The organism is Streptomyces qinglanensis (assembly GCF_900111245.1).
In the GTDB taxonomy this organism is placed as follows: Bacteria; Actinomycetota; Actinomycetes; order Streptomycetales; family Streptomycetaceae; genus Streptomyces; species Streptomyces qinglanensis.
Map to the genome: position 1 here is coordinate 505,947 of NZ_FOGO01000003.1, position 23,817 is coordinate 529,763.

The window sequence follows — 23,817 nt, forward strand, 5'->3', positions numbered from 1 at the left end:
AGGCGGTGCGGCCCCGCGTGGGAGCCGTCAGCCCCGGCCGGAGCCCTCCGGGGCCGGGCGCGACCACGACGCCCTGCGTACCGCCCGCAGTGTACGGCGCCGGGCCGGACCGGTGAGCCGCTCGGTGTAGACGCGGCCCTCCAGGTGGTCGCACTCGTGCTGGAGGCAGCGCGCGAAGAAGCCGGTGCCCTCGATCCGCACCGGGGCCCCGGTGAGATCCTCGCCCTCGACGACGGCCAGGTCGGCGCGCGGGGTGGGGGCCTCGAGGCCGGGCAGCGAGAGGCAGCCCTCAGGGCCGCGCACGGTCACCCCCTCGACACGCACCAGCCGCGGATTGACCACGTGGCCCCGGTGGCGCCGGTCCTCGTCGTCGGGGCAGTCGTAGACGAACACCCGCAGCGGCACCCCGATCTGGCAGGCGGCCAGCCCGACCCCGCGGGCCGCGTACATCGACGCGTACAGGTCCTCCACCAGCGCGGGCAGCGCCCGGCGGGCGTCCCCGTCCACCGGGCGGCCGGGGGTGTGCAGCACCGGGTCGCCGTAGGTACGCAGCGGATGCACCGCACCCGTACTGCCGGGGATGGGGCCGCGTCGCATGCCCGCCAGCCTACGCCGGAGCCCGCGGTGCCGATCTTCCCAGGGTGGCGCGGTCAGGGGTGCGGCCGGATCTCGGTAGGCTTCTCTTCTACGCGAGGGGCAAGGAGGTTCACACACATGGCAGGCAACACGGAGCCGCTGTCGCCGCGGTCCCGGCTGGCCGTGACGGCGGGCAAGGCGGCCGCGGCGGTGTCGCGGGCTGCGGGCCGCGGCAGCGGGTCGGTGATCGGCGGCAAGGTAGCGCTCAGACTCGACCCCGACCTGCTGCAGCGGCTTGCCCAGCACCTGGACGTGATCCTGGTGTCCGCCACCAACGGCAAGACGACGACCACCCGGCTGATCGCCGAGGCGCTGCGCGCCAACGGCGAGGTGGTCTCCAACGCGCTGGGCGCCAACATGCCTGCCGGAATCACCTCGGCACTGGCCGGCGGCTCCAGCGCCCGCTACGGCGTCATCGAGGTGGACGAGAAGTATCTGTCCGGTGTGGCCAAGGACGTCACGCCCAAGGCCATGGCGCTGCTGAACCTCTCGCGTGACCAGCTCGACCGCGCCGGTGAGACCCGGATGCTCGCCGAGCGCTGGCGCGAGGGCCTCTCGGGGCAGCAGGCAGTGATCATCGCCAACGCCGACGACCCGCTGGTGGTCTGGGCCGCCTCCTCCTCACCCAATGTGGTGTGGGTCGCCGCGGGCCAGGAGTGGAAGGACGACGCCTGGTCCTGCCCGGCGTGCGGCGGGGTGATGCAGCGTCCCGGCGACGACTGGTTCTGCGCCGAGTGCGGCTTCCGCCGCCCGACGCCGACCTGGGCGCTCTCCGGCGACCACGTCCTGGACCCGCACGGCTCGGCCTGGCCCATCCACCTGCAGCTCCCGGGCCGTGCCAACAAGGCGAACGCCGCCACCTCCGCGGCCGTGGCCGCCGCCTTCGGGGTGCCCCCGCAGGTCGCGCTGGAGCGGATGTACGCGGTCAAGGCCGTCGCGGGACGGTACGACGTGGTGCAGTACCAGGGCCGGGACATGCGGCTGCTGCTGGCCAAGAACCCCGCCGGCTGGCTGGAGACCTTCTCGCTGATCGACCCGCCGCCCACCCCGGTGATCCTCTCGGTGAACGCGCGCAGCGCCGACGGCACCGACACCTCGTGGCTGTGGGACGTCGACTACGGGCGGCTGGCCGGGCACCCGATCTGCGTCATCGGCGACCGCAAGCTCGACCTCGCGGTCCGGCTGGAGGTCGCGGGTGTGGACTTCCAGGTGTGCGAGAGCCCCGAGGACGCGGTACGCCGCTGCCCGCCCGGGCGGATCGAGACGATCGCGAACTACACCGCGTTCCAGGACCTGCGGCGCGCCGTCGGCAACTGATCACCCGTATCTTGGGGATCCGGGCCCTCGCACGCCCGACCCTTTCGACCCGCTCAAGGAGACTGGCGGCATGAGTGACACGAGTCTGCGTCTGGTATGGGTCTACCCGGACCTGCTGAGCACGTACGGCGACCAGGGCAACGCGCTCGTGGTGGAGCGGCGGGCGCGGCAGCGCGGGCTGGACGTCCAGCGACTGGACGTCCGGTCCGACCAGCCGATCCCGACGTCCGGCGACATCTATCTGATCGGCGGCGGCGAGGACCGTCCGCAGCGGCTGGCGTCCGAGCGGCTGCTGCGGGACGGCGGTCTGAACCGGGCCGTGGACAACGGCGCCATCGTCTTCGCGGTGTGTGCCGGGTACCAGATCATGGGCCACGAGTTCGTCAACGACCTCGGGGAGCGCTCCGCGGGGCTCGGGCTGCTGGACGTGGTCAGCGGCCGCGGCGAGGCCGAGCGGTGCGTGGGCGACGTCCTCGGCGACGCCGACGAGCAGTTGCGCCTCCCCCAGCTCACCGGCTTCGAGAACCACCAGGGCGTCACGCACCTCGGCCCCGGCGTGCGCCCGCTCGCCCGGGTGCAGCTCGGCCACGGCAACGGGACCGGCGACGGGACCGAGGGTGCCTGGCGGGACACCGTCTTCGGGACGTACCTGCACGGTCCGGTGCTGGCGCGCAACCCGCAGATCGCCGATCTGCTGATCAAGCTGTCGCTCGACGTGAACGCGCTGCCACCGACCGACGACACCTGGTACGAGGCGCTGCGCCAGGAGCGGATCGCCGCGGCGACACAGCCCGCCTGACCCGCCCCCGGCGCTGTCCGGCCGGAAAGCGGTGCCGACCCGCCCGTGTCGGCCGCCCCCGTGCGGGCGGCCGACACGGGCGGTTCTAGTCTGGTGCGGGCTTATCGGTCGGTTGCGGGAGAGTTCGGATGGATCACGGCGAGCACGGCATGACGATGGACCTGCCACCGTTCACGGTGGCGCGGGGTCTGGAGTTCACGGGTGAGCCCTTCTTCCTGTTCGGATGCCTGCTCGGGCTCGCACTGTACGGCTGGGGGGTGGCGCGGCTGCGGCGCCGCGGCGACGCCTGGCCGGTGAGCCGCACGGTGGCCTTCACGACGGGTGTGGCGACCGTGGTGCTGGTGATGTGCACGGGGCTCAACGACTACGGCATGGTGCTCTTCAGCGTGCACATGGTGCAGCACATGGTGATCAGCATGCTCTCGCCGATCCTGCTGCTGCTGGGCGCACCCGTCACCCTCGCGCTGCGCGCCCTGCCCTCGGCGGCACGCAGCCGGGGGATGCGCCGGGGCCCCCGGGAGGTGCTGGTGGCCTTCCTGCACAGCCGCTACGTGCGGGTGATCTCCCATCCCGCGTTCACCATCCCGCTGTTCATCGCCAGCCTGTACGCGCTCTACTTCACTCCGCTGTTCGACCTGCTGATGGGCTCCATGGCCGGGCACATCGCGATGATGGTGCACTTCCTCGCCGTGGGGCTGGTCTTCTTCTGGCCGATCATGGGGGTGGACCCGGGTCCGCACCGGCCGGGGTACGTGATGCGGATGCTGGAGCTGTTCGCGGGGATGCCGTTCCACGCCTTCTTCGGGATCGCGCTGATGATGGCCTCCGAGCCGGTGACGGAGACCTACGCGGACCCGCCCGCCTCGCTGGGGGTCAGCGCCCTCGCCGACCAGAACGCGGCCGGTGGGATCGCGTGGGCGTTCAGCGAGATCCCCTCGGTGCTGGTGCTGATCGCGCTGGTCTTCCAGTGGTACGTCACCGAGCAGCGGCAGGCCCGCCGCCGTGACCGCCGGGCCGACCGGGACGGCGACAAGGAACTGGTGGCCTACAACGCCTACCTCGCCGCGCTGCAGACCAAGGGGTGACCGCCCGTCGGCCCTGGGCACCCGGCCCGGGACCGCGCCTCCGGTCCGGGCCCTCGGGGGGCCGAGGAGTGCGACCGGTCGCCCCGGGTGCGCGGTGGCGCACGGGGCCCCGAACGGGTGACGATGGAAGTCGGCCGCGGCCCCTGTGCGTGCGCGCCGTGCATCCCGGGGCCGCCGGGAGGAGGACGGTTGTCATGGCTGGGTTGACGCGGATGCCGGTGTCCACGAAGGCGATGACCGTGTGCACGGTCGTGGGCCTGGTGGTGGTGACGGCGTACACCGCGGCACTGGGGAGCAGCGGATGGCTGTGGTTCTGCTGGGTGGTACTGGGGCTGGTCACCCTGGGTGTGTTCGCGACCAGGGACTGAGCCGGGGCTCCAGCGGCTGAGCGGAGCGGGCCGGGGGCGGGCCGGCCATGGAGCGGACCACTCCCCCGGGCCGGAGGGCCGGACCCGGTCCGGGCGGGCAGGCCGGACCGGCGGACCAGGACCAGGACCAGGGCCGGCGGGCCGTCCAGCTCCGGAACGTCGTGCGAGGGCCGGGCCCGCACCCTGGCATCAGGGTGCGGGCCCGGCCCTCGAACGTCGCGGGTGACCGGTCGGCGCACAGCACGGCGACCGGTCACCCGTCGGCCACCCGCACATCCCGAGGGCCGTGCCGGTCAGCCCCCGGCGGCGAACTCGGCCAGCAGCGCGTTGTCGAACGCCTGGAGGTCGTCCGGCCTGCGGCTGGTGATCAGCTTGTTGCCGCCGGCACCGCAGACCTTGACCTGCTCGTCGACCCAGGTGCCGCCTGCGTTGCGGATGTCGGTGCGCAGGCTGGGGTACGAGGTCAGGGTGCGCCCGCGCACCACGTCGGCCTCGATCAGGGTCCAGGGGGCGTGGCAGATGGCGGCCACGGGCAGCCCCGCGTCGAAGAACCCCCGCACGAACCCGACGGCGTTCTTGTCGGTGCGCAGCAGGTCCGGGTTGGCGACCCCGCCGGGCAGCACGAGCCCGTCGAAGCGGGTCGGATCAGCTTGGGAGACGAGCTGATCGACGGGGAAGGTGTCGGCCCGGTCCAGGTGGTCGAACGCCTGGACGGCCTCTCCGCGCGTGGAGAGCAGGACCGGCGTGCCGCCGGCCTGCTCGACGGCCTCCCAGGGAGCGGTCAGCTCGATCTGCTCGGCGCCCTCGGGCGCGACGAGAAAGGCCACTCGCACGTGCCTCACGTCCCTTCCGTCGTCTCGGGTGCGCACCTGCGGGTCCCCCGCCGAGCGCCCGCCTATGCCTCCGCGCCCGGGATCCGCGCCGGGGCCTCCGGTGCCGCGGACCCCGGGCGCGGACCCCGGGCGCGGACCCCGGGCGCGGGGACCGGGCGCGGGGACCGGAGCAGGGCCGGGAGGCGGGTCAGCCGGCCTCCCGCTGCCCGCCTCCGGGGGCGTCCGCCGCGTCGCCCGCCTCGGATTCGTGCTGCTTTCCGGACGGCAGCACCGGGTGGCGCCCCAGAATGAAGACTCCGACGACCACCGCCAGCAGCCCGATCACCTCGCCCGCCAGCGCACCCGGCGTGAGCCGGATGGAGTCCCCCAGGAAGCCGATCCCGCAGGCGATGCCGGCCAGCGGCTCCGCCGCCGTCAGGGAGGGCAGCGACATCCGCAGCGGGCCGCCCTCGAAGGCGCTCTGCACGAGCACCAGCCCGACCACGGCCAGCCCGACGATGGTGTAGCCCTGCCAGCTCAGCAGCACACCGACCAGCCCCGACGCGCTGTAGATGTCGCCGACGACCCGGGTCAGGGCGTCCTGCAGACCGTAGAGCGCCCCTGCGGCGGCAGCCAGCAGCGGCGGCTCCTTGAAGAGTTCGAGGTGCCGCGCGATGAGCACCAGCACCACGGCGATCCCGGCGAGGGTGCCGAACACCAGCCAGTGGCGCAGGGCGCCGGCCTGGTACTCCGTGCCCTCCGGCCGGCCCGCCACGATGAAGGCGGTCACTCCCCCGCTGAGCAGCACCACCCCGGCCCAGCCCGACCAGCCCAACCGCTGGCTGCTCAGCCGCCGCGCGAAGAGCATCGCGAAGAGCAGGTTCGTGGCCAGCAGCGGCTCCACGGTGGACAGGTGCCCCTTCATCAGGGCGAACGCGCTGGTGAGCTGACCGACCACCATGCTGGCGATGCCCAGCAGCCAGCGCGGTACCCGCACCAGGTCCAGGAGCAGCCGGAAGGAGAGCACGTCGGCGGTGGGCGCGCGGGCGGCGGCGTCCTGTTGCAGCACGAAGCCCAGGCCGAGGAAGCAGGCGGCGACCAGCCCGTAGACGTAGACAGCCACGGGACGCCCCTTTCCACCGACCGGACGGTACGTACGCATGCCGGTCGACTGCGCTCGCACGCGTCCGCCCCTTCGCCCGGGAACAGCGCCGCCGAGACTAGGCGTCCGCACCCGGTGACACCACGCCATCCGCCGCGGTGGCGGGCGGCACGCCCCCTAAGCATGAAAGTCCCAGGTCCGAATGGCGCTTCAGCATCCGCGGAGCAGCACCCGGCGGGGCAGCCACCGCCGCGCGCGTCCAGCCCTGCCGTCCCCCGCCGCCGTCCGGGCGAGCCGCCGGGCCGCCACGGCAGGGCGCCGGCGTCTCTCCCGTACCCGGCCCGGCCGAGCCGCCCCCGCTCGCCGAGGCCGCGCCGAGGGCGGCTGTAGCCCCGGCGAGGACACTGGTCCTCCCGGAGGCTCGGGCCGAAGGGAACCGCCGACCAGACGGGAGCCGGGAAGTGAGAGCGGACCCCTTTCCTCGGGAGCGCCGGCACACCGCGTACTTCCTGCGCGGGATCCGAGCCTGCGCCCCGGTCTTCCTGGGCGCGGAGGTCGACATGACCGCGGTGCGGCAGCACCAGCGGACGGCCGGGGAACAGGGCGGCAGGCCCTCGACCGTCGCCTACGTGCTGTACACGGCCGCGCGTGTGCTGGCCGCGCACCCCGAGGCGAACGCCGCACTCCGCGGCGGCATGCGGCCCCGCATCGCCCACTTCGGCACCGTGGCCGCGAAGCTGGCGCTGGACAAGAGGATGGGCGGGCGCCGGGTCGTCCTCTCGGCGGTGCTGCCGGACCTCCACCTGATGAGCCTTCGGGACATCGCCCGGAACACGGCTCGCCTCCGCGCCGGAGACCCGGAATCGATGCCGGAGTTCGCCGGGGTGCGCGTCCTGCACCGGCTGCCGGGACCGCTGGGGCGGCTCGCCTACCGGGCCGGAACGCGACCGCTGCGCCGCCGCCTCGCCAGCACCGGAACGTTCTCCGTCACCTCTCTGGGACACCGGCCCCTCACCTGGTTCCACTCCGTCGGCAGCACCACGGTCACCCTCGGCCTGGGGGCGGTCGCCGACCGTCCGGTGGTGCGCGGCGGCACGGTCACCGCAGCGCCCGTGCTGCCGCTCTCCCTCACCTTCGACCACCGGGTGATCGACGGGGCCGAGGCGGCGGATGTGCTCGGCGCCGTCAAGCACGCCTTGGAGACCTTCGGCCGGGCCGACGCGCACGGCGGTGGCCCCGCGGGCGGATAGGGCGCTCGGGCCCGGCGCAGCGGACCTCTGCCGCGGCCGGGAGCGCTGGCCAGGAACCCCCGGTGCCGGCCGTCAGCGGCCACAACTCCCCTCTCCTGCGCTCCGGTTGACCCTGCCGTCTAGGGTGAGGGGCGAGGGCGTCCGATCCGCCCATGACATCCACACCTTCCGACGGAGTGCGTATGACCACGGCGTCCGGCGACGCGACCGGCCACAGCTCCTCCCGCGTCCCGCGCAGCGGTGGCGCCGGCCGCTGGCTGCGCCTCGTGGCATCGGCACCGAACGCCCGTGCCCGGCTGATCTGCTTCCCGCACGCCGGGGGGTCGGCGGGCTTCTTCTTCCCCCTCCTGAAATCCCTGCCGAGCGCCGTCGAGGCGTACGCCGTGCAGTATCCGGGGCGCCAGGACCGGCTGGCCGAGCCGTGCCTCACCTCGGTGGACGAGCTGGCGGACGCCGTCTGCGAGGTTCTGCGGCAGGAGCCCGCGATGCCCCAGGTGCTGTTCGGACACAGCATGGGTGCGACCGTCGCCTTCGAGGTGGCGCGACGCCAGGAGCGGTCGGGAGGCGGGTCCCCGCTGGGGCTGGTCGTCTCCGGCCGCCGGGCGCCTTCCCTGCGGCACGCGGAGACCGTCCATCAGCGCGACGACGACGGGCTCGTCGCCGAGATCCGCCGGCTGAACGGCACGGACGACTCGCTGCTGGACGATCCGGAGATCCGCCGGATGTTCCTGCCCGCCCTCCGCGCCGACTACCAGGCGATCGAGACCTACCGCATGGTGCCCGGCCCCCCGCTCCGCTGTCCGCTGAGCGTCTTCGTCGGGGACGCCGACCCCCGCGTCTCCGTCGCCGAGGCGGAGGCGTGGCGCGAGCAGTCCGGCGGTGGGATCTCCCTCCAGGTCTTTCCCGGCGGGCACTTCTACCTCAGCGACCGGCCGCAGGAGTTCTCCGACCGCCTCACCGCGGAGCTGACCAGGCTCTGCGGGCCTGTCGCCGGGGGCCGCTGAAGCCCTGGAGCGGGGGCTCCCGGCAACCATGTGCCTGCGGAGATCGCGGAGTGTGCGCCGCGGCGCGCAGCGGTGTGCGCTGGGACGGCGCGCCCTGACGTCGGTACTGCGGGGTCGCGGCCTCGGGGCCGGCGCCTGGCGTGGTGCCGCCCGAGGGAGACGAACGGCCACGGCCGGGCACGCGCTGCCGGATGACGGCCCCCCGCGTGCATGGAGCAGCAGCGGGAAGGCGCCCAGCAACGGTGGTCGTTCCGGGTGGTTGCGGCGCGGAGATGCCCGTTCCGCGGGATCGGCGTTGACCGGACGCCTCTCTCCGCAGGCGCTACGATCGTCCTCGATCACACCAACTGATCGTCAGTCAGAAGAGTCGGTGGGGAGTCAGCATGAGTCCGATCGGATCCGGTCGCGGACGGTCAGCCGCCCGCTGCATCCCGACTCCCCCGCGGACCGGTCCGACCCGCGGAGAATCCTCCGCCGCACCGTACCGGCAGAGCCAGAGGTGACCCCTTGTTCTATTACGTACTGAAGTACGTGCTGCTGGGGCCGCTGCTGCGGCTCGTGTTCCGGCCCCGGATCGAGGGGCTGGAGAACGTGCCCGACGAGGGGCCCGCGATCGTGGCGGGGAACCATCTGTCCGTCTCGGACCACTTCGTGATGCCGGCGATCCTCCGGCGCCGGATCACCTTCCTGGCCAAGGCCGAGTACTTCACCGGTCCGGGGCTCAAGGGCCGGCTGACCGCCGCCTTCTTCCACAGCGTGGGTCAGATCCCGGTCGACCGCTCCGGGAAGGGCGCCGGACAGGCGGCCATCGACGAGGGGCTGGGGGTGCTGCGCAAGGGCGAGTTGCTCGGCATCTACCCGGAGGGCACCCGCTCCCACGACGGACGGCTCTACAAGGGCCGGGTCGGGGTGGCCGCGATGGCGCTCGGCGCCGGGGTGAAGGTGATCCCGTGCGCCATGGTGGGCACCTTCGAACTCCAGCCGCCGGGACGCAAACTGCCCCGCATGGGACGGGTGATCATCAGGTTCGGCGAGCCCCTGGACTTCTCGCGGTTCGCCGGGATGGAGCACGAGCGCGCAGTGCTGCGCGCGGTCACCGACGAGATCATCCACGAGATCATGCAGTTGTCCGGCCAGGAGTACGTGGACATGTACGCCCCCGACGCGAAGGCGGCGCAGGCCGGGGAAGAAGCCCGCGGCAAGCAGCCCAGGAGCGGCGGCCGGCAGCGCTGAGGCCCTCCGAACCCCGGCTCGGCGTCACCGGGCCGTCGGGCCGCCGAGCCATCGCGCCGCCGAGCCGTCACCGGGCCCGGCCCTGAGGCCCGTTCGGTCCGGACCCCGGACAGGGGGCCGGGGTGGCCCCGGCCGGGGTCGTCCGTCCGGCCGAGCAGGACCCGCTGCCGACGGTGGCCCCTCGCCCGGACGCCGCCCGGTACCGATCGAGCGTGCCGGAGCGAGCGGACACCTGAGGTCACGGCGAGAGACCGGTGCGGGCCGGACCGGACCCGGGGTCCGGCCCGGCCCGCACGCGGGATCAGGCTGTGTCACACGCGGCAGCGGCGGACCGCCGCGGCGCTCGTGCCGACCGCCGTCAGGGCACCATCGTGGGCACTGCCGCGGCCTCGGCCTTCGCCGCCGCCTTGGCGGGGGACTTGACCGGCTCCGGGGTCGCGTGCGGAGCGCAGGTCACATCCTTGCGATCGACGGTTCCCTGCAGGAGATAGGCGTCGACGCGCTCGTTGATGCAGGGGTTCTTCAGGTTGGTGATGCCGTGCGAACCCGCGCCCTTCTCGGTGATCAGACGGGAGCCCTTGAGCCGCTTGTGCAGCTCGACACCGCCGGGGTAGGGCGTGGCGGCGTCCCGGGTGGCCTGGACCATCAGCACCGGGTAGGAGGTCTTGGCGCGGATCTCCAGCGGCCGGTGCTGCTTGACCGGCCAGACGGCGCACGGGTAGTTCATCCACGCGTTGGCCCAGGTGAGGAAGGGGTACTTCGCGTGCAGCCGGGTGTTGTCCCGGTCCCAGGTCCGCCACCTGCTCGGCCACTTGGCGTCGTTGCACTCGACGGCGTTGTAGACGGCGTTGCCGTTCTCGCTCGCCTTGTTGCCCGCGACATCCGACATGTCCGGTGCACCGGCGTCGATCAGCGGCTGCTCGTCGCCGTTGAGGTAGGCCGACCACACCGAGGCCACCCGGGCCCAGGCCGAGTCGTAGTACGGCGCGCTCTGGAAGACGCCGAGCAGTTCGGCCGGGCCGACCTTCCCGCCGATGGGGTGCTTCTTGGCGGTGGCGCGCAGTTTCCGCCAGGCCGCCTCGACCTTCTCGGGCGTCGAGCCGATGCCGTAGACGTCGTCGTGCTCGGCCACCCACTTCTTCCAGTCGTTCCAGCGGGTCTGGAAGGCCACGTCCTGGTCGAGGTTGACGTCGTACCAGATCTTGCGCCGGGACGGGTTGACGATGCTGTCGGTGATCATCCGGCGGATGTGGCGGGGGAAGAGCTCGGCGTAGACGGCGCCCATGTAGGTGCCGTAGGAGACGCCGAGGTAGTTGAGCTTCTTGTCGCCGAGCGCGGCGCGGATCACGTCCAGGTCGCGGGCGGCGTTGGGCGTCGTGAGCTGCGGCAGCAGCTCACCGCTGCGCTCCTGGCAGCCGTCGGCGTACTCCTTGGCGAGCTTGCGCTGGGCCCGCTTGTCGGCCTCGCTGTCCGGGACGGGGTCCGCCTTGGGTGCCTTGACCCACTCCTGCGGGTCGGCGCAGGAGACGGGCGCCGAGTGCCCGACACCGCGCGGGTCGAAGCCCACGAAGTCGTAGGCGGTGGCGGCCTTCGCCCACAGCGGGTTCTTGTCCGGGATCCGGGCCGGGAAGTACAGCCCGGAGCCGCCGGGGCCACCGGGGTTGTAGACCAGGGAGCCCTGCCGCTTCGCCGTGCCGCCGGTGCTGCGTGCCCGGTCGACGGCGAGCCGGATCTTCTTGCCGTTCGGCTTGGCGTAGTCGAGGGGAACGGTGACCCAGCCGCACTGGACGCCGTCCCTGATGCCCCAGTCCGCAGGGCAGTCCTTCCAGTCGATACCGGCGCGCGCGGCCCGGGCCGCGGCCTTCCTGACGCCGCGCGCCTCGGCGGCGCCCGCGTGCTTGCCCGAGCGGGCCTGCGGGCCGCTGCTGTCCTCCGCGACGGCGGACGGCACGGATATGAGCCCGGCCGTGAGGGCTCCGGCGGCGATGGTGCCGGCGGCGGCTATGGCCGCCTTCCGTCTGTTCACGTGTTCCCCTCCGGGTACTGCCGACAGTGACGGCGGTGGTCGTTGACCACGACAGTGATGGGCGACCACGGTGGTGGTCTTCAGAGGGATCCTTCATCCTTGCCGGCGGTAGGGGACAGGGCACCGGATCGTTCTTTACCAAGAAGTGAACGTCAGTGCGGTATCGAGGACATGGCGCAGCCGCAGCGCGTCCGGCGCGACCGCGGTGACCAGCAGGGCGGGACCCGCCAAGGGGGTGACGACGGCCGATTCCCCCAGGGGCCGGGCCAGAAGCGGACCCGCGTCCCTCTCCTCCGTTCCCACCAGCAGAAGTTGGCCCACGGCGCGGTGTCCGCCCAGGACGGCGCCGCCGTCCCAGCCCGGAGCTCCCGGCCCCAGGTCGAGTTGCTGGTCGAACAGCGGGCGTCCGCCGTACCGCACCGTGAGGCGGCTGCTGAGCCGTCCGGGCTCCTCCCCGGCACGGCCCAGCACCTGCTCGTCCCGCACCACCAGGCGCCCGCCCCGCGCCACCTCGGCCCGCAGGTGCTGGCGCAGCCGACTGCCGCGCACGGAGACCAACTGCTCCGGCAGCCAATGGAGTCGGCCCCCCTCCCCCACCTCGAGCCGGACGTCGTAGCGGGCGGGCTCCGCCGTACGCCCCGGCAGCGCGAGCGTGGCGGCGCTGCCGTCCACCCGCAGCGCGGCACCCGCCTCGGCACGGACCTCCAGGGCCAGCCGGTCCCCGCTCAGCGGCGCGCTCATCGCACCGACCAGCGTGACCCGGGCGGCTGCCGGGTCGGCCGAGCGGGTGCGGCGCGGCGCGACCGGACCGGCTCCGCTGAGCAGCGGCAGTGCGGTGCCGCCGCGTCCGTCGGGTACCGCGGTGATCCGGGCGCGGGCGCTGACGCTCGCCGCGGACCGCGGCGCGGCTGCGGCCTCCGTCATGCCGGGAGCGCGGCCGTGCCCGCGTCCGGCGCCGCGTGCGTCGCGGCCCAGGCGGCGCACTGCTCGCGCACCCAGTCCGCCAGCGGCAGCACGCCGGGCTCGGTGCGCAGCGACTGGAAGAGCACGGGCAGTGCGCCGCGCTGCTGCTCGGCGTCCCGTGCCATGCCCGCCAGGTCGGAACCGACGTACGGGGCGAGATCGGTCTTGTTGACGACGAGCAGGTCGGCCGTGGTGACGCCGGGTCCGCCCTTGCGGGGGATGTCGTCGCCGCCCGCCACGTCGATGACGAAGATCTGCACATCGACCAGGCCCTTGGAGAAGGTGGCGGTGAGGTTGTCGCCCCCGGACTCGACGAGCACCAGGTCCAGCGGGCCGGCCTCGTCCTCCAAGTCCTCGACGGCCTCCAGGTTGGCGGAGATGTCGTCCCGGATCGCCGTGTGCGGGCAGGCCCCGGTCTCCACCGCGGTGATCCGCTCCGGGGGCAGCACCGCCTCGCGGAGCAGGAAGGCGGCGTCCTCCCTGGTGTAGATGTCGTTGGTGACGACGGCCAGCGAGTACCGGTCGCGCAGCGCGCGGCACAGCGCCGCGACGGTGGCGGTCTTGCCCGAGCCCACCGGTCCGCCCAGCCCGACGCGCAGGGCGCGGCGGCGGCCGTCGGGCAGGGTCACCGAGGCGGTGTGCCGCTCGGGGCAGGGTGCGGCGTGGTCGAGATGCACGGGATTCCTCCTGGGCTCGGTGGCCGGTCTTCGGTGACCGGGGGTCGGTGCTCGGCCGCCGACGACCGGCGGTCGCGGGGTGGCCGCGCGGCGGGGGTGGTCGCGGGCGGGAGTGTCGGTCTCAGGGGCGCGGCGGGAGTGTCGGTCTCAGGGGCGGGGCGAGCCGGCGGTTCCGGGCCGGGACCGGCGGTGGCGCGTGGGCCGGGGCCGGGGCCGGGGTACGGGAGGCCGGGGGTCAGGAGGCGAAGAGGCGGACCTGCCAGGCGGCGTGCTGCTCGGCGGTGATCTCCAGCAGCGGCGCGGACGCCGCGGGCAGTTCCTCGACCGCGCCCTGGGCAGCGGCCTCCGCCTGCCGGGCCACCTCGTCCGCGGCGGGCGCGAGCCGGGCCAGGACCGCGGTCGCCTCCAGCGGGTCGAGGCTGAGCAGCCGGACCACCGCGGTCGCCGGGGAGCTGATGCTCTCGTACGCGGCTGCCTGGGCTGCGTCCAGCGGCCCGAGCCCCGCCGAGCGGGCCGCGAGTCCCAGCACGACGGGCTGGTGCGCGCCCTTGGGGCGGGCGGCGGCCAGCGCGTCCAGGTCCGGCCCGGGCCAGGTCGCCCGGGCCGCACGCATGAGCTGGCGGCCCAGTCTGCGGGCGGTGCGGCGCAGCGCCGGGGAGGGGGTACGCGCGTCGGCCGCCTCGTCCAGCACGAGCGGATCGTGCCCGGCAGCGGCGGCCGCGGCCAGGGCCGCGGCGGTCAGGCCCGCCGTGTGCAGCCGTCCGCGGCAGAACTCCGCCAGGTCGGACGCGCTGCGGACCCGTCCGGCCCGTACGGCCGCCTCCGCCCCGCCGGAGTGCGCGTGCCCCCCGGCGGGGAATCTGCCGTCGGCGAGCACCAGCAACGCGGCAGCACCGCTCATCCGCAGACCTCCACTGTTCTTCCGGGGCCGCCGCTCGGCGCGGCCCCTTGCTGTCCGGTTGCTCCGGCGTTCCGGCGGCGCGGGGACGGGGCCGGGCATGCCGTGCGCCGACGGCGCCGGTCCCGTCCCCGGCCCGCTCCCGGCTCCCGGCTCCCGGCTCCCGGGTCAGAACAGGAAGTACCGCTGGGCCATGGGCAGGGATGCGGCAGGTGCCGGTTCGACCGGTGTGCCGTCGATGGTGACGGTGAAGGTGTCCGGGTCGACGCGCACGTCCGGGCGGGCGTCGTTCTGCCGCATGTCGGCCTTGGTGACGGGCCGGGTGTCGCGGACGGCGACGAACCGCTTGGAGAGGGGAAGCCGGTCCGGCAGCCCGTCGTCCAGGGCGGTCTGCGTCACGAAGTTCACGGAGTTCGCACCCGGAGCGCGCCCCGTCCCGCCGAACATCCGCCGCGGCAGCACCGGCTGCGGAGTGGGTATGGAGGCGTTGGCGTCCCCCATCTGCGCGGAGGCGATCTGTCCGCTCTTGAGGACGAGTTGCGGCTTGACCCCGAAGAAGGCCGGGTCCCACAGCACCAGATCGGCGAGCTTGCCCGGCTCGACCGAGCCGATCTCCGCGTCCATGCCCTGCGCGACCGCGGGGTTGATCGTGTACTTGGCCACATAGCGGCGGGCGCGCAGGTTGTCGGCACGGCTGTCGCCCGCGAGGGCGCCGTACCGCTCCTTCATCACATGCGCCGTCTGCCAGGTGCGCAGCACCACTTCGCCGATGCGGCCCATCGCCTGCGCGTCCGAGGAGATGATCGAGATGGCACCGAGGTCGTGGAGCGCGTCCTCGGCTGCGATGGTACTGGGCCGGATGCGGGACTCGGCGAACGCGAGGTCCTCGGGCACGGCCGGGTTGAGGTGGTGGCAGACCATCAGCATGTCGAGGTGCTCCTCGATGGTGTTGACGGTGTGCGGCCGGGTCGGATTGGTGGAGGAGGGCAGCACGTTGGGCTCGGCGACCACGGTGATGATGTCCGGCGCGTGCCCGCCGCCCGCGCCCTCGGTGTGGTAGGCGTGGATGCCGCGTCCGCCGATCGCGGCGAGGGTGTCGCCGACGAACCCGGCCTCGTTGAGGGTGTCGGTGTGGATGGCGACCTGGGCGCCGGTCTCGTCGCAGACCGACAGGCAGGCGTCGATGGCGGCGGGAGTGGCGCCCCAGTCCTCGTGGATCTTGAATCCGACGGCCCCGCCGCGGAGCTGGGCGAGCATGGCGGCGCGCGAGACGGTGTTGCCCTTGCCGAGCAGTCCCACGTTGACCGGCAGTCCGTCCATCCCCTCCAGGGTGCGGGCGGTGTGCCAGGCACCCGGGGTGACGGTGGTGGCCTTGGAGCCCTCCGCCGGTCCGGTACCGCCGCCGACGAGCGTGGTGATTCCGGCGGCGAGCGCCTCGTCGGCGAGCTGCGGGCAGATGAAGTGGACGTGCGCGTCGATGGCACCGGCGGTGAGGATCCTGCCGTTGCCCGCGATGATCTCCGTTTCGGGGCCGATGACCAGATCGGGGTGGACGCCGTCCATGGTGTCGGGGTTGCCGGCCTTGCCCAGGGCGGCGATCCGCCCGTCGCGGATGCCGACGTCGGCCTTCACGACGCCCCAGTGGTCGAGGACGAGCGCACCGGTGATCACGGTGTCGGGAGCGCCCTCGGCCCGGGTGGTGAGGGCCTGGCCCATGGACTCGCGGATCACCTTGCCGCCGCCGAAGACCGCTTCGTCGCCCGCGCGTCCGGGCCCGCCGCACAGGTCGTCCTCGATCTCGACGAGGAGTGAGGTGTCGGCGAGCCGTATGCGGTCGCCGGTGGTCGGGCCGAACAGGTCGGCGTAGGCGGCGCGGGAGAGTTCAGGCATCGAGGGGGCCTCCCGCGGTCGAGCGCAGTCCGGCGACGATCCGCCTGCCGCCGATGGGCACCAGGTCGACCTCGACGGGGATGCCGGGCTCGAAGCGGACGGCGGTGCCCGCGGCGATGCCGAGGCGCCTGCCCCAGGCGGCCTCCCGGTCGAACTGCAGCCCGGGGTTGGCCTCGGCGAAGTGGTAGTGGGAGCCGACCTGGACGGGCCGGTCGGCGGCGTTGAGCACGGTCAGCCGGGTGGTCTCGGCGCCCGCGTTGAGGGGCACCGGTTCCTCGGCGAACCGGATCTCTCCGGGGATCATGATGTGGCGACTCCTCGCGCGGTCAGGAGCGGTCAGGCGATGGGGTCGTGCACGGTGACGAGCTTGGTGCCGTCCGGGAAGGTCGCCTCGACCTGGACGTCGTGCAGCATCTCCGGGATGCCGTCCATGACGTCCTCGCGGGCCAGGACCGTGCGCCCGGACTCCATGAGTTCGGCGACGCTCCGGCCGTCGCGGGCGCCCTCGAGCACATGTGCCGTGATGAGGGCGACGGACTCGGGGTGGTTCAGCCGCAGTCCGCGCTCTCTGCGCCGCTGGGCGACGTCGGCCGCGACGTGGACGAGCAGCCGCTCCTGCTCGTGCGGGGTCAATTGCATTCTCTCCACCTCACCGTCGTCACCGGGCCGGGGAATGCCCTGGTCACTCGCGGCGACGACCACGCCCGGTAGGTGTATCACACATACGATTGTGTGCCGCCGATGGACCCGGAGATTACGGCAGCGCCGTTTCGACGGCGTTAACCCACTTCACCTCCGTCAACACCCCGGCCGGCGGGGCGCCCCGGCGGTCCCGCGCCCCGGAGGCGCGGCCGGCGCCCCGGCCTGCGGCGAACCGGGCCGAGGCGTCCCGCCCGGGCCGGGCGGGGACCTCGCGGCCTGCGCTTGCACCTGCCATGACCCGAGCAGTGCGAGGGCGGACCCGGGGGCGGGGCGGACCCACACCCTCCGGTTTCCGCAACTCCCTGTCCGATATGCGCTCTTGACGGGGGCGACGCCTCCCCGTGAGTCTCATGTCCACGTCACATCGCACCACTTCGTATCGCCGCTCCGGGCGATACCCCGCCGACTACGGCGGTCCCCCACACCCCCACACATCGGAGCTCACAGTGATACGCGGACACCGCAGACCGCAACACCGCGCCGCCCTCGCCGCCGCGGGGAGCGCCGCACTGGCACTCACCCTGCTCGGCGCGGCCGACGGGACGGCACTGGCCACTCCCGACGGCGCCGGAGCACGGGCCGCCGAAGCGCCCGACATCGACGTCGCCGCCGTCCAGCAGGATCTCCAGGACCTGCAGGCGGTCGCCGATGCCAACGGCGGCAACCGGGCCCACGGCAGCCCCGGCTACCGGGCCTCGCTGGACCACATCCGCGCGAAGCTGGACACCGCCGGTTTCGAGACCACCGTCCAGGAGTTCACCAGCGGCGGGGAGACCGGCTACAACCTGATCGCCGACTGGCCCGGGGGCGACACCGGGTCGACCCTGATGACCGGCGCCCACCTGGACTCGGTCCGCTCCGGACCCGGCATCAACGACAACGGTTCGGGCTCCGCCGGGATACTGGAGACGGCACTGGCCGTCTCCGCCGCGGACCTCGAGCCCGCCAAGCACCTCCGGTTCGCCTGGTGGGGGGCCGAGGAGCGGGGACTGGTCGGCTCGGGGCACTATGTCGACAGCCTCTCGAAGGGCGAACTCGGCAAGATCGACACCTATCTGAACTTCGACATGATCGGCTCGCCCAACGCGGGTCATTTCGTCTACGAGGACGACGCAGCCGTCGAGTCGGTCTTCACCGACTGGTTCAGCTCGAAGGGCGTCGAGACGGAGGCGTCCGAGGAGACCAACGGCCGCAGCGACCACGCCTCGTTCAAGAACGCGGGCGTCACCGTCGGCGGCACCTTCACCGGCGCGGGCGAGCACAAGACCCAGGCACAGGCGGACAAGTGGGGCGGCACGGCGGGTCAGCCGTACGACCCGTGCTACCACTCGGCCTGCGACGACACCTCGAACGTCGACGAGAAGGCACTCGACCTGCACAGCGACGCGATCGCCCACGCGGTCTGGGAGCTCAGCTCCTGACGCGCGCCGTCCGGGGGTTCAGCCCCTGACCGGCGCTGTCCGGGAGCCCACCTCCCGACCCACCGCCCGTCCGTCATCCACCCTGGCCCGGCCGCCGGTCTCCGGCGGCCGGGCCGCGGTGCTCCGCGGCGATGCCGAACCGCCGCGCCTCACCGGGCACCGCCCCACCGGTCTCCCGGATTCCGGAGACGGTGCTGATGATCTCTTCCGACGCCTGCTGATCCTGGTCGGCGGCCTCCAGACGCTCCAGGTCCGCGGCCGAGACCAGTGCTGCGAGCGGCTTCCCGTGCCGGGTGACCACCACCCGCTCCTCGCCGTAGACGACCCGATTGATCAGCTCCGCCAGTTCGGCCCTCGCCTGCGTCACCGGAATCTCGTAAGCCATGCCCGCCATTCTAGGGCTGCCCACAGAACCGCAGGTCAGAGCGGATGCGAGGGATACCGGGGGGGCAGAAGGCGGCCGGTCGGCGCGCACCCGGGAGCCGGGCGGGGCGCTTCGCCCGCAGCGGAATGCCCCCTGCGCAGGGGGCTGTTGGAGCCGGTTCATGGCACGCTGCTCAACGTACGTTCTGTACATCCTGTACGTTTCTCGCGTGAGAGTGGAGTGCGACGCCATGCGGAACCAGCCACCAGCACCGACAGCCCGGTACGTCCTGCCGGAGTTCACCGAGCGCACCAGCAGCGGGACGCGGACGATGGACCCGTACGCGAAGCTGCTCCAGGAGCGGATCGTCTTCCTGGGCAGCCCGATCGACGACACCTCGGCCAACGACGTGATGGCGCAGTTCATCCACCTCGAGCACACCGCACCGGACCAGGACATCTCGCTGTACATCAACTCGCCGGGAGGCTCGTTCACGGCGATGACCGCGATCTACGACACGATGCGGTTCGTCAGCTGCGACATCCAGACCGTGTGCCTGGGGCAGGCGGCCTCCGCCGCCTCCGTGCTGCTCGCGGCCGGGACCCCCGGCAAACGGCTCGCGCTGCCGGGCGCGCGCATCCTCATCCACCAGCCCTCGCTGCACGAACCCGTGCGCGGGCAGGCCGACGACCTCGAGATCCAGGCACGGGAGATGGCGCGCACCCGCGAACTCCTGGAGGAGCTGTACGCGCGCCACACCGGCCGGCCCCGCGACCGCATCAGCCAGGACCTCGAACGCGACACGATCCTCACGGCACAGCAGGCGGTCGACTACGGCCTGGTCGACCGGCTCACCGCCGCACGGAAGCCGGCCCTCTCCCCCGCACGGCGGTGAGCGGGGATGCCCCGTGAGTGGCCGTCGGGCCTGCCGCCGCTGCCCGCGCTGACCCGCGCCGAGGGCGATCTGGTCGACGCCTATCTGGAGGCGCTCGACCTGGTCGGCCGGATCAACCCGGCCCGCGGCCGCGACACCTACGGAGCACTGCGCGCCGCGCAGGGCCTGGTCGGCAGAGCGGTCCGGCTGCGGGACGCGCTGGCGCTGATGCACGAACGCGGCGAGAGCACGCTGCACGCCGCGACGCTGGAGCGGGCGCTGCGCGTGCTGGAGGGCGACCGGCGCGCGGAGCGGGTCCTGCTCCCGTCGCCGGAGCCGGACGAGCCCGCCGGCTGAGGCACCCGGCACACCCGGCGCCTGCGGGCTCGCGTCCGGCACCGGCGGCGGCGAAAACCGGATGACGGCCGGAGCCCCGACGGCTAGGGTCCCGATCATGAACTCGGCCCTGCTGACTGTCTCCCCGCCCCCCGCGTAGGGCGGGCGACCACGCGCGACTGCCGCGGCGGACGGACACCTTCCGCCGCGGGGGTCGGTGGTGCCCGCGAACGGGTCCCCTCACCGACCTCTCCTCACGCGGAGCACATTCGTGTCGACTTCTTCCGCCGGTTCCACCGGCTCTTTCGGCCTGCCCGTCGGGCAGGGCCTGCTCTTCCTCGCCGCCGCCGGTGCCACCTGGGGCACCACGGGCGCGGCAGTCGATGTCATCCACTCCTCCAGCGACCTGGGACCGCTGGCGATGTCCTTCTGGCGCTATGTCGGCGGGCTGACCCTGCTGCTCGTGGGCCGGGCGCTGCTGCGGCGGCGTCCGGGCCGTGCGGACCGGCCGGGCCGCGACACGCCGGCGCGGCCCGGACGCCGCCGGTCGCGGTACATGGTGCGGCTGTCGACCGGCCTGTGCATGGCCGTCTTCCAGACCGCCTACTTCGCCGCCGTACCGGCCACAGGTGTGGCCGTCGCGACGATCGTGACGCTGGGCGCGGCACCGGTGTTCGTGACGCTGGGCGCCCGGATCGCGCTGCGGGAGCGGCTGGGCCGGGGCGGGACGTGCGCGGTCGCCGCCGCACCGGCCGGGCTCGCCGTGCTCGTGCTGGGCGGGGGCGGCGGCGAGGTGCGGCCCGCCGGTGTCGCGCTCGCCCTGCTGTCCGCGGTCTCGATCGCGGTCTCGGTGCTGCTGGCCCGGTGGGTGGGCAGTACCGGGATGCCGGAGAGCGCCTTCACCCTCACCGCATGGTCGCTCGGCGTCGGCGCGGTGGCGCTGCTGCCGTGCGCGGCACTCGAGGGGCTGCTGCCGCACACCGGGGAACCGCTCCGGGTGGCGCTGCTGCTCCTGTACGTGGCAGCGGTGCCGACGGCGCTGGCCTACCCGCTCTACTTCGCGGGGGCGGCCGTCGTCCGGGCGGCCACGGCCTCAGTGGTCATGCTGGTCGAGCCCGTCAGCGCGACCGTCCTCGCGGTGGGGCTGCTCGGGGAGCGGCTGACCCTGCCGATGCTCCTGGGCGCCGCGCTGCTGCTGGCCGCGGTGGTGCTGCTGACCCGCGCGGAGACGGCCACGGCCGGCTCCGAACGCACCGCCTGCTGAGCGCCCGCCGCCGAGGCGGCGCTACGCTCCGGCGGATGGACGCGCTGGCGAAGATCCTCGCATCGGCCGCACGGGGCGGATTCCCGCCGCCCGACGGCGGACTGACCGTGCTCCCGCAGCCCTCGCCCCGGGACGCGGGAGTGCTGGCACTGACCGGTCACACGGTCGTCTTCGCCGACGTGCCGCCGGAGTGGGTGCGGCGCCGGGTGCCGCCCGACGACCTCGGCGCACCGCTGGGACCGCCGTTCCTCAGCGCGCTGTGCGGCAGGACCGGCCGGGAGGCGGGCAGCATCGACGTGCTGCTCGTCCTCCCGCCGGGCACCGGCCCCGCACCGCGCCGCGAGGAGCTGCGGGAGATCGGGAACCCGGTCGAGACGCCGGATCCGGCGCATCCCCGGGTCGCCGACGCCCTGGCGCACCGTTCCCACGTCCGTGCCTGGACGACGGCCGACGGGGGCACGCTGGTGACCGGAACGGGCGTGGCCGGGCGGTGGGAAGTGGCCGTCGAGGTCGCGGACGCGGCGCGGGGCGCGGGGCGCGGTCGCGCGCTGGCGGCCGCGGCCCGCGCCCTGGTGCCGCCGGACGAGCCGCTGTGGGCGCAGGTCGCGCCGGGGAACGCCGCGAGCCTGCGGGCGTTCCTCGCCGCGGGATTCGTCCCGGTCGGTGCGGAGGTCCTGCTCTGGCCCGCAGGCGTCGCCGAGGCCGCCGGGTGACGAACCCGCCGGACACGGGCGCCGGGTCCGCCTGCCCGGCCGGCAGCTCAGGCTCGTCCCGTCGGCAGCGGCAGCCAGGGAATCTCCACCCAGATGGTCTTGCCACCGTCGGGCGCGGGTGCGACGCGCACGGTGCCGCCGGACTCGGCGGTCAGCGTACGGATGATCACCAGTCCGCGCCCGTGATCCTGCTGCACCGCGGCCGGAAGCGGCCGCGGCCTGCCCGGGTGGCTGTCGGTGACTCCCAGGTGCAGCCGTTCGGTCTGCTCCAGCCGCAGATCGACGGTGAAGGTGGGCGATCTGCCGAGGGTGTGCTGGACGGCGTTGGTGGCGAGTTCGGAGACGATCAGACGGAGCGTGTCCATGGCGTCCGCGCCGTCGGGCAGTCCCCACGCGCGAAGCGCTTCGGTGACATGTCTGCGCGCGGCCGTGACGGAAGCCGGCGCACTCGGCAGGGTGATCGTCGCTTCCTGGTGGTCCGCCATGGCGAGGCCGTCCCTTTCCGGGGCCGTTGGCTCCTCCGTCGCGCGGCGGCGGGTCGTTCCCCGCCCGCTCGGGAAGCGCGGGGAACGCCCCGGGAACCGCTGCGCGACAGCGTGCCACTCCACGCGGCACCGCGCGCCCGATCGCCCTGCTCGCCGGGAGTCGTGTCGCCCGAAGCGGTGAACTCTGCCGCGCCCGGCCCAAAGCAGCCCCGCGGAGGGCGTATCGCGGCGGTCCGCACACCCCGGGCGCACGGGCCGCGGGTGCAGCCGACGCCTGGAGCCTCGGCCTCAGCCGGTGTGCGGGGCCGCGGCGATCACCGTGTCGGCCGCGTCGGCGAGCACCTGCTCGGCCAGGTCGCCGCGGGCGGTCAGGCGCAGCCGCGAGATGCCGTCGGGCACGGACGGGGGACGGAAGCAGCCGACCTGGATGCCCGCGGCGCGACAGGCGGCCGCCCACTCCACCGCGGCCTGCGGCGAGGGGGCGCGGACCGAGACGACGGCGGCGTCCGGCCGGGTGGCCTCCAGTCCGGCGGCGGCCAGCCGGGTGTGCAACTCGGCGGCGGCGGCCCGGGTGCGGGCCGCGCGTCCGGGCTCCGCGCGCAGCAGCCGCAGGGCGCCGAGCGCGCCGCCCGCCGCCGCGGGGGCCAGCCCGGTGTCGAAGATGAAGGTCCGGGCGGTGTTCACCAGGTGCGCGATCACGTGTGCGGGTCCCAGGACCGCGCCGCCCTGGCTGCCCAGCGATTTGGACAGGGTGACGGTCGCGACCGTGCCGGGCCTGCCGGCCAGCCCCGCCGCCCATGCCGCGCCCCGGCCGCCGTCGCCCAGCACGCCGAGGCCGTGCGCGTCGTCGACGAGCAGCCCGGCTCCCGCCGCCGAGCACACCCCGGCCAGCTCCGCCAGCGGTGCCGCGTCCCCGTCGACGGAGAAGACGGAGTCGGTGACCACCAGCGCGGGCCCCTCCGCGGCCTGCCGGGTGTGCCCCGCCAACTCCTTGGCCACGGCTTCCGGATCGGCGTGCGCGGCGACGGCCGTACGGGCGCGGGAGAGGCGGCAGCCGTCGATCAGCGAGGCGTGGTTGTGGGCGTCGGAGACCAGCAGTCCGCCGCCGCCCGGCGCGTTGGTGAGCGCGGTGACCGCGGCGAGGTTCGCGGCGTATCCGGAGGAGAGGACGAGTGCGGCCTCGAATCCGCAGAAGTCCGCCAGTTCGGATTCCAGCCGGGCGTGCAGTTCGGTGGATCCGGTCACCAGGCGGGAGCCGCTCGCTCCGGCACCCCAGTGGAGCGCCGCCTCGGCTGCGGCACGGACGACGTCCGGGTGCCGGGAGAGACCCAGGTAGTCGTTGCCCGCCAGGTCCAGCAGCGGGGAGTCGGCGGGGCGGGGCGCCAGGGTGCGCAGCAGTCCCGCCGCGCGGCGCCTCCGGAGTGCCTCGGCGGTCCACGCGAAGGGGTCCTGGGACATGGGAGCTCTCTTCGGTCACCCGCGCGCCGCACCGGGCGGCGGGAGCGCCTGGCGGGTTGCGCGGCCTGGATGTTTGTAGGCAGTCAATAGAACCTAACCTGCCATAACGCCGGTCGACGTGTGACAACATCCACACCTCG

Annotated in this window: 25 protein-coding genes; 12 read left to right on the top strand and 13 right to left on the bottom strand. The window is 73.9% G+C overall.

Annotated features, from left to right (window positions below; all coding sequences use genetic code 11):
• Positions 1-27: 27 nt before the first annotated feature.
• On the bottom strand, positions 28-597 hold the full coding sequence (gene def, locus BMX65_RS09315) for a peptide deformylase (RefSeq protein WP_074999685.1): 570 nt from the start codon (positions 595-597) through the stop codon (positions 28-30).
• 117 nt (positions 598-714) lie between these two features.
• On the opposite strand from def, the gene BMX65_RS09320 reads away from it, so the two are divergent.
• From BMX65_RS09320 to BMX65_RS32795, 4 genes are all read left to right on the top strand, one after another.
• The gene (locus tag BMX65_RS09320; RefSeq protein WP_074999686.1) at positions 715-1,953 is read left to right on the top strand and encodes a Mur ligase family protein; all 1,239 of its coding nucleotides are present in this window, start codon (positions 715-717) and stop codon (positions 1,951-1,953) included.
• Between the two features lie 70 nt (positions 1,954-2,023).
• A complete protein-coding gene (locus BMX65_RS09325) occupies positions 2,024-2,752 on the top strand; it encodes a type 1 glutamine amidotransferase (RefSeq protein WP_019357313.1) in 729 nt (242 codons plus the stop codon).
• A gap of 128 nt (positions 2,753-2,880) precedes the next feature.
• Complete coding sequence (locus BMX65_RS09330; protein ID WP_074999687.1) at positions 2,881-3,837, top strand: cytochrome c oxidase assembly protein; 957 nt, start codon at positions 2,881-2,883, stop codon at positions 3,835-3,837.
• A gap of 194 nt (positions 3,838-4,031) precedes the next feature.
• The gene (locus tag BMX65_RS32795) at positions 4,032-4,205 is read left to right on the top strand and encodes a hypothetical protein (protein ID WP_158687595.1); all 174 of its coding nucleotides are present in this window, start codon (positions 4,032-4,034) and stop codon (positions 4,203-4,205) included.
• A gap of 293 nt (positions 4,206-4,498) precedes the next feature.
• Here the strand turns inward: BMX65_RS32795 and BMX65_RS09335 are convergent, their stop codons facing one another.
• Together BMX65_RS09335 and BMX65_RS09340 are read right to left on the bottom strand one after the other, a co-directional pair.
• Positions 4,499-5,038 carry a type 1 glutamine amidotransferase domain-containing protein gene (locus BMX65_RS09335; protein WP_074999828.1) on the bottom strand — a complete coding sequence of 180 codons (540 nt, stop codon included), beginning with the start codon at positions 5,036-5,038 and terminating at the stop codon, positions 4,499-4,501.
• Positions 5,039-5,225: 187 nt separating this feature from the next.
• On the bottom strand, positions 5,226-6,140 hold the full coding sequence (locus BMX65_RS09340) for a DMT family transporter (protein ID WP_107437435.1): 915 nt from the start codon (positions 6,138-6,140) through the stop codon (positions 5,226-5,228).
• Positions 6,141-6,580: 440 nt separating this feature from the next.
• On the opposite strand from BMX65_RS09340, the gene BMX65_RS09345 reads away from it, so the two are divergent.
• The 3 genes from BMX65_RS09345 (at position 6,581) to BMX65_RS09355 (ending at position 9,606) form a co-directional block, all read left to right on the top strand.
• Positions 6,581-7,369 carry a 2-oxo acid dehydrogenase subunit E2 gene (locus BMX65_RS09345; protein WP_074999689.1) on the top strand — a complete coding sequence of 263 codons (789 nt, stop codon included), beginning with the start codon at positions 6,581-6,583 and terminating at the stop codon, positions 7,367-7,369.
• 182 nt (positions 7,370-7,551) lie between these two features.
• On the top strand, positions 7,552-8,373 hold the full coding sequence (locus BMX65_RS09350; protein WP_079171784.1) for a thioesterase II family protein: 822 nt from the start codon (positions 7,552-7,554) through the stop codon (positions 8,371-8,373).
• Between the two features lie 507 nt (positions 8,374-8,880).
• Positions 8,881-9,606 carry a lysophospholipid acyltransferase family protein gene (locus BMX65_RS09355; RefSeq protein ID WP_074999690.1) on the top strand — a complete coding sequence of 242 codons (726 nt, stop codon included), beginning with the start codon at positions 8,881-8,883 and terminating at the stop codon, positions 9,604-9,606.
• A gap of 358 nt (positions 9,607-9,964) precedes the next feature.
• Here the strand turns inward: BMX65_RS09355 and BMX65_RS09360 are convergent, their stop codons facing one another.
• The 7 genes from BMX65_RS09360 to BMX65_RS09390 all read right to left on the bottom strand — a co-directional run bounded on the left by BMX65_RS09360 (position 9,965) and on the right by BMX65_RS09390 (position 16,699).
• Positions 9,965-11,632 carry an alpha/beta hydrolase gene (locus BMX65_RS09360; protein ID WP_074999691.1) on the bottom strand — a complete coding sequence of 556 codons (1,668 nt, stop codon included), beginning with the start codon at positions 11,630-11,632 and terminating at the stop codon, positions 9,965-9,967.
• Between the two features lie 135 nt (positions 11,633-11,767).
• Positions 11,768-12,556 (bottom strand): urease accessory protein UreD, encoded by a 789-nt coding sequence (locus BMX65_RS09365; RefSeq protein WP_074999830.1) that lies wholly within the window; start codon positions 12,554-12,556, stop codon positions 11,768-11,770.
• Entirely contained in the window at positions 12,553-13,272 is a 720-nt protein-coding gene (gene ureG, locus BMX65_RS09370) for an urease accessory protein UreG (protein ID WP_074999692.1), read from the bottom strand. Before ureG ends, BMX65_RS09365 begins: the two co-directional genes overlap by 4 nt.
• A 235-nt stretch (positions 13,273-13,507) precedes the next feature.
• On the bottom strand, positions 13,508-14,173 hold the full coding sequence (locus tag BMX65_RS09375) for an urease accessory protein UreF (protein WP_074999693.1): 666 nt from the start codon (positions 14,171-14,173) through the stop codon (positions 13,508-13,510).
• Between the two features lie 165 nt (positions 14,174-14,338).
• Positions 14,339-16,060: an urease subunit alpha gene (locus BMX65_RS09380; RefSeq protein WP_074999694.1), complete on the bottom strand. Its 1,722-nt coding sequence runs from the start codon at positions 16,058-16,060 to the stop codon at positions 14,339-14,341.
• Positions 16,053-16,364: an urease subunit beta gene (locus tag BMX65_RS09385; protein WP_074999695.1), complete on the bottom strand. Its 312-nt coding sequence runs from the start codon at positions 16,362-16,364 to the stop codon at positions 16,053-16,055. The genes BMX65_RS09380 and BMX65_RS09385 overlap by 8 nt, the downstream gene beginning before the upstream one ends.
• Positions 16,365-16,396: 32 nt before the next feature.
• Positions 16,397-16,699, bottom strand: a complete 303-nt coding sequence (locus BMX65_RS09390; RefSeq protein WP_074999696.1) for an urease subunit gamma — start codon at positions 16,697-16,699, stop codon at positions 16,397-16,399.
• A 509-nt stretch (positions 16,700-17,208) separates the two neighbouring features.
• On the opposite strand from BMX65_RS09390, the gene BMX65_RS09395 reads away from it, so the two are divergent.
• Positions 17,209-18,183 carry a M28 family metallopeptidase gene (locus BMX65_RS09395; protein ID WP_074999697.1) on the top strand — a complete coding sequence of 325 codons (975 nt, stop codon included), beginning with the start codon at positions 17,209-17,211 and terminating at the stop codon, positions 18,181-18,183.
• Between the two features lie 73 nt (positions 18,184-18,256).
• Here the strand turns inward: BMX65_RS09395 and BMX65_RS09400 are convergent, their stop codons facing one another.
• Positions 18,257-18,568 carry a type II toxin-antitoxin system Phd/YefM family antitoxin gene (locus BMX65_RS09400; RefSeq protein ID WP_074999831.1) on the bottom strand — a complete coding sequence of 104 codons (312 nt, stop codon included), beginning with the start codon at positions 18,566-18,568 and terminating at the stop codon, positions 18,257-18,259.
• Between the two features lie 229 nt (positions 18,569-18,797).
• On the opposite strand from BMX65_RS09400, the gene BMX65_RS09405 reads away from it, so the two are divergent.
• From BMX65_RS09405 to BMX65_RS09420, 4 genes are all read left to right on the top strand, one after another.
• Positions 18,798-19,442 (top strand): ATP-dependent Clp protease proteolytic subunit, encoded by a 645-nt coding sequence (locus tag BMX65_RS09405; RefSeq protein WP_074999698.1) that lies wholly within the window; start codon positions 18,798-18,800, stop codon positions 19,440-19,442.
• Positions 19,443-19,448: 6 nt separating this feature from the next.
• A complete protein-coding gene (locus BMX65_RS09410; protein ID WP_074999699.1) occupies positions 19,449-19,778 on the top strand; it encodes a hypothetical protein in 330 nt (109 codons plus the stop codon).
• 250 nt (positions 19,779-20,028) lie between these two features.
• On the top strand, positions 20,029-21,021 hold the full coding sequence (locus BMX65_RS09415) for a DMT family transporter (RefSeq protein ID WP_074999700.1): 993 nt from the start codon (positions 20,029-20,031) through the stop codon (positions 21,019-21,021).
• Positions 21,022-21,056: 35 nt separating this feature from the next.
• Positions 21,057-21,734 carry a GNAT family N-acetyltransferase gene (locus tag BMX65_RS09420; protein WP_074999701.1) on the top strand — a complete coding sequence of 226 codons (678 nt, stop codon included), beginning with the start codon at positions 21,057-21,059 and terminating at the stop codon, positions 21,732-21,734.
• Between the two features lie 47 nt (positions 21,735-21,781).
• On the opposite strand, the gene BMX65_RS09425 is transcribed toward BMX65_RS09420, so the two are convergent.
• Together BMX65_RS09425 and BMX65_RS09430 are read right to left on the bottom strand one after the other, a co-directional pair.
• Positions 21,782-22,219, bottom strand: coding sequence for an ATP-binding protein (locus BMX65_RS09425; RefSeq protein ID WP_074999702.1), 438 nt, complete (start codon positions 22,217-22,219; stop codon positions 21,782-21,784).
• A gap of 288 nt (positions 22,220-22,507) precedes the next feature.
• On the bottom strand, positions 22,508-23,677 hold the full coding sequence (locus BMX65_RS09430; RefSeq protein WP_074999703.1) for an 8-amino-7-oxononanoate synthase: 1,170 nt from the start codon (positions 23,675-23,677) through the stop codon (positions 22,508-22,510).
• Positions 23,678-23,817: the final 140 nt, after the last annotated feature.

Coding starts and splice junctions, on each gene's coding strand:
- def (WP_074999685.1), bottom strand. CDS start 597: ATGCGACGCGGCCCCATCCCCGGCAGTACGGGTGCGGTGCATCCGCTG.
- BMX65_RS09320 (WP_074999686.1), top strand. CDS start 715: ATGGCAGGCAACACGGAGCCGCTGTCGCCGCGGTCCCGGCTGGCCGTG.
- BMX65_RS09325 (WP_019357313.1), top strand. CDS start 2,024: ATGAGTGACACGAGTCTGCGTCTGGTATGGGTCTACCCGGACCTGCTG.
- BMX65_RS09330 (WP_074999687.1), top strand. CDS start 2,881: ATGGATCACGGCGAGCACGGCATGACGATGGACCTGCCACCGTTCACG.
- BMX65_RS32795 (WP_158687595.1), top strand. CDS start 4,032: ATGGCTGGGTTGACGCGGATGCCGGTGTCCACGAAGGCGATGACCGTG.
- BMX65_RS09350 (WP_079171784.1), top strand. CDS start 7,552: ATGACCACGGCGTCCGGCGACGCGACCGGCCACAGCTCCTCCCGCGTC.
- BMX65_RS09365 (WP_074999830.1), bottom strand. CDS start 12,556: ATGACGGAGGCCGCAGCCGCGCCGCGGTCCGCGGCGAGCGTCAGCGCC.
- BMX65_RS09375 (WP_074999693.1), bottom strand. CDS start 14,173: ATGAGCGGTGCTGCCGCGTTGCTGGTGCTCGCCGACGGCAGATTCCCC.
- BMX65_RS09380 (WP_074999694.1), bottom strand. CDS start 16,060: ATGCCTGAACTCTCCCGCGCCGCCTACGCCGACCTGTTCGGCCCGACC.
- BMX65_RS09385 (WP_074999695.1), bottom strand. CDS start 16,364: ATGATCCCCGGAGAGATCCGGTTCGCCGAGGAACCGGTGCCCCTCAAC.
- BMX65_RS09390 (WP_074999696.1), bottom strand. CDS start 16,699: ATGCAATTGACCCCGCACGAGCAGGAGCGGCTGCTCGTCCACGTCGCG.
- BMX65_RS09400 (WP_074999831.1), bottom strand. CDS start 18,568: ATGGCTTACGAGATTCCGGTGACGCAGGCGAGGGCCGAACTGGCGGAG.
- BMX65_RS09405 (WP_074999698.1), top strand. CDS start 18,798: ATGCGGAACCAGCCACCAGCACCGACAGCCCGGTACGTCCTGCCGGAG.
- BMX65_RS09410 (WP_074999699.1), top strand. CDS start 19,449: ATGCCCCGTGAGTGGCCGTCGGGCCTGCCGCCGCTGCCCGCGCTGACC.
- BMX65_RS09420 (WP_074999701.1), top strand. CDS start 21,057: ATGGACGCGCTGGCGAAGATCCTCGCATCGGCCGCACGGGGCGGATTC.
- BMX65_RS09425 (WP_074999702.1), bottom strand. CDS start 22,219: ATGGCGGACCACCAGGAAGCGACGATCACCCTGCCGAGTGCGCCGGCT.
- BMX65_RS09430 (WP_074999703.1), bottom strand. CDS start 23,677: ATGTCCCAGGACCCCTTCGCGTGGACCGCCGAGGCACTCCGGAGGCGC.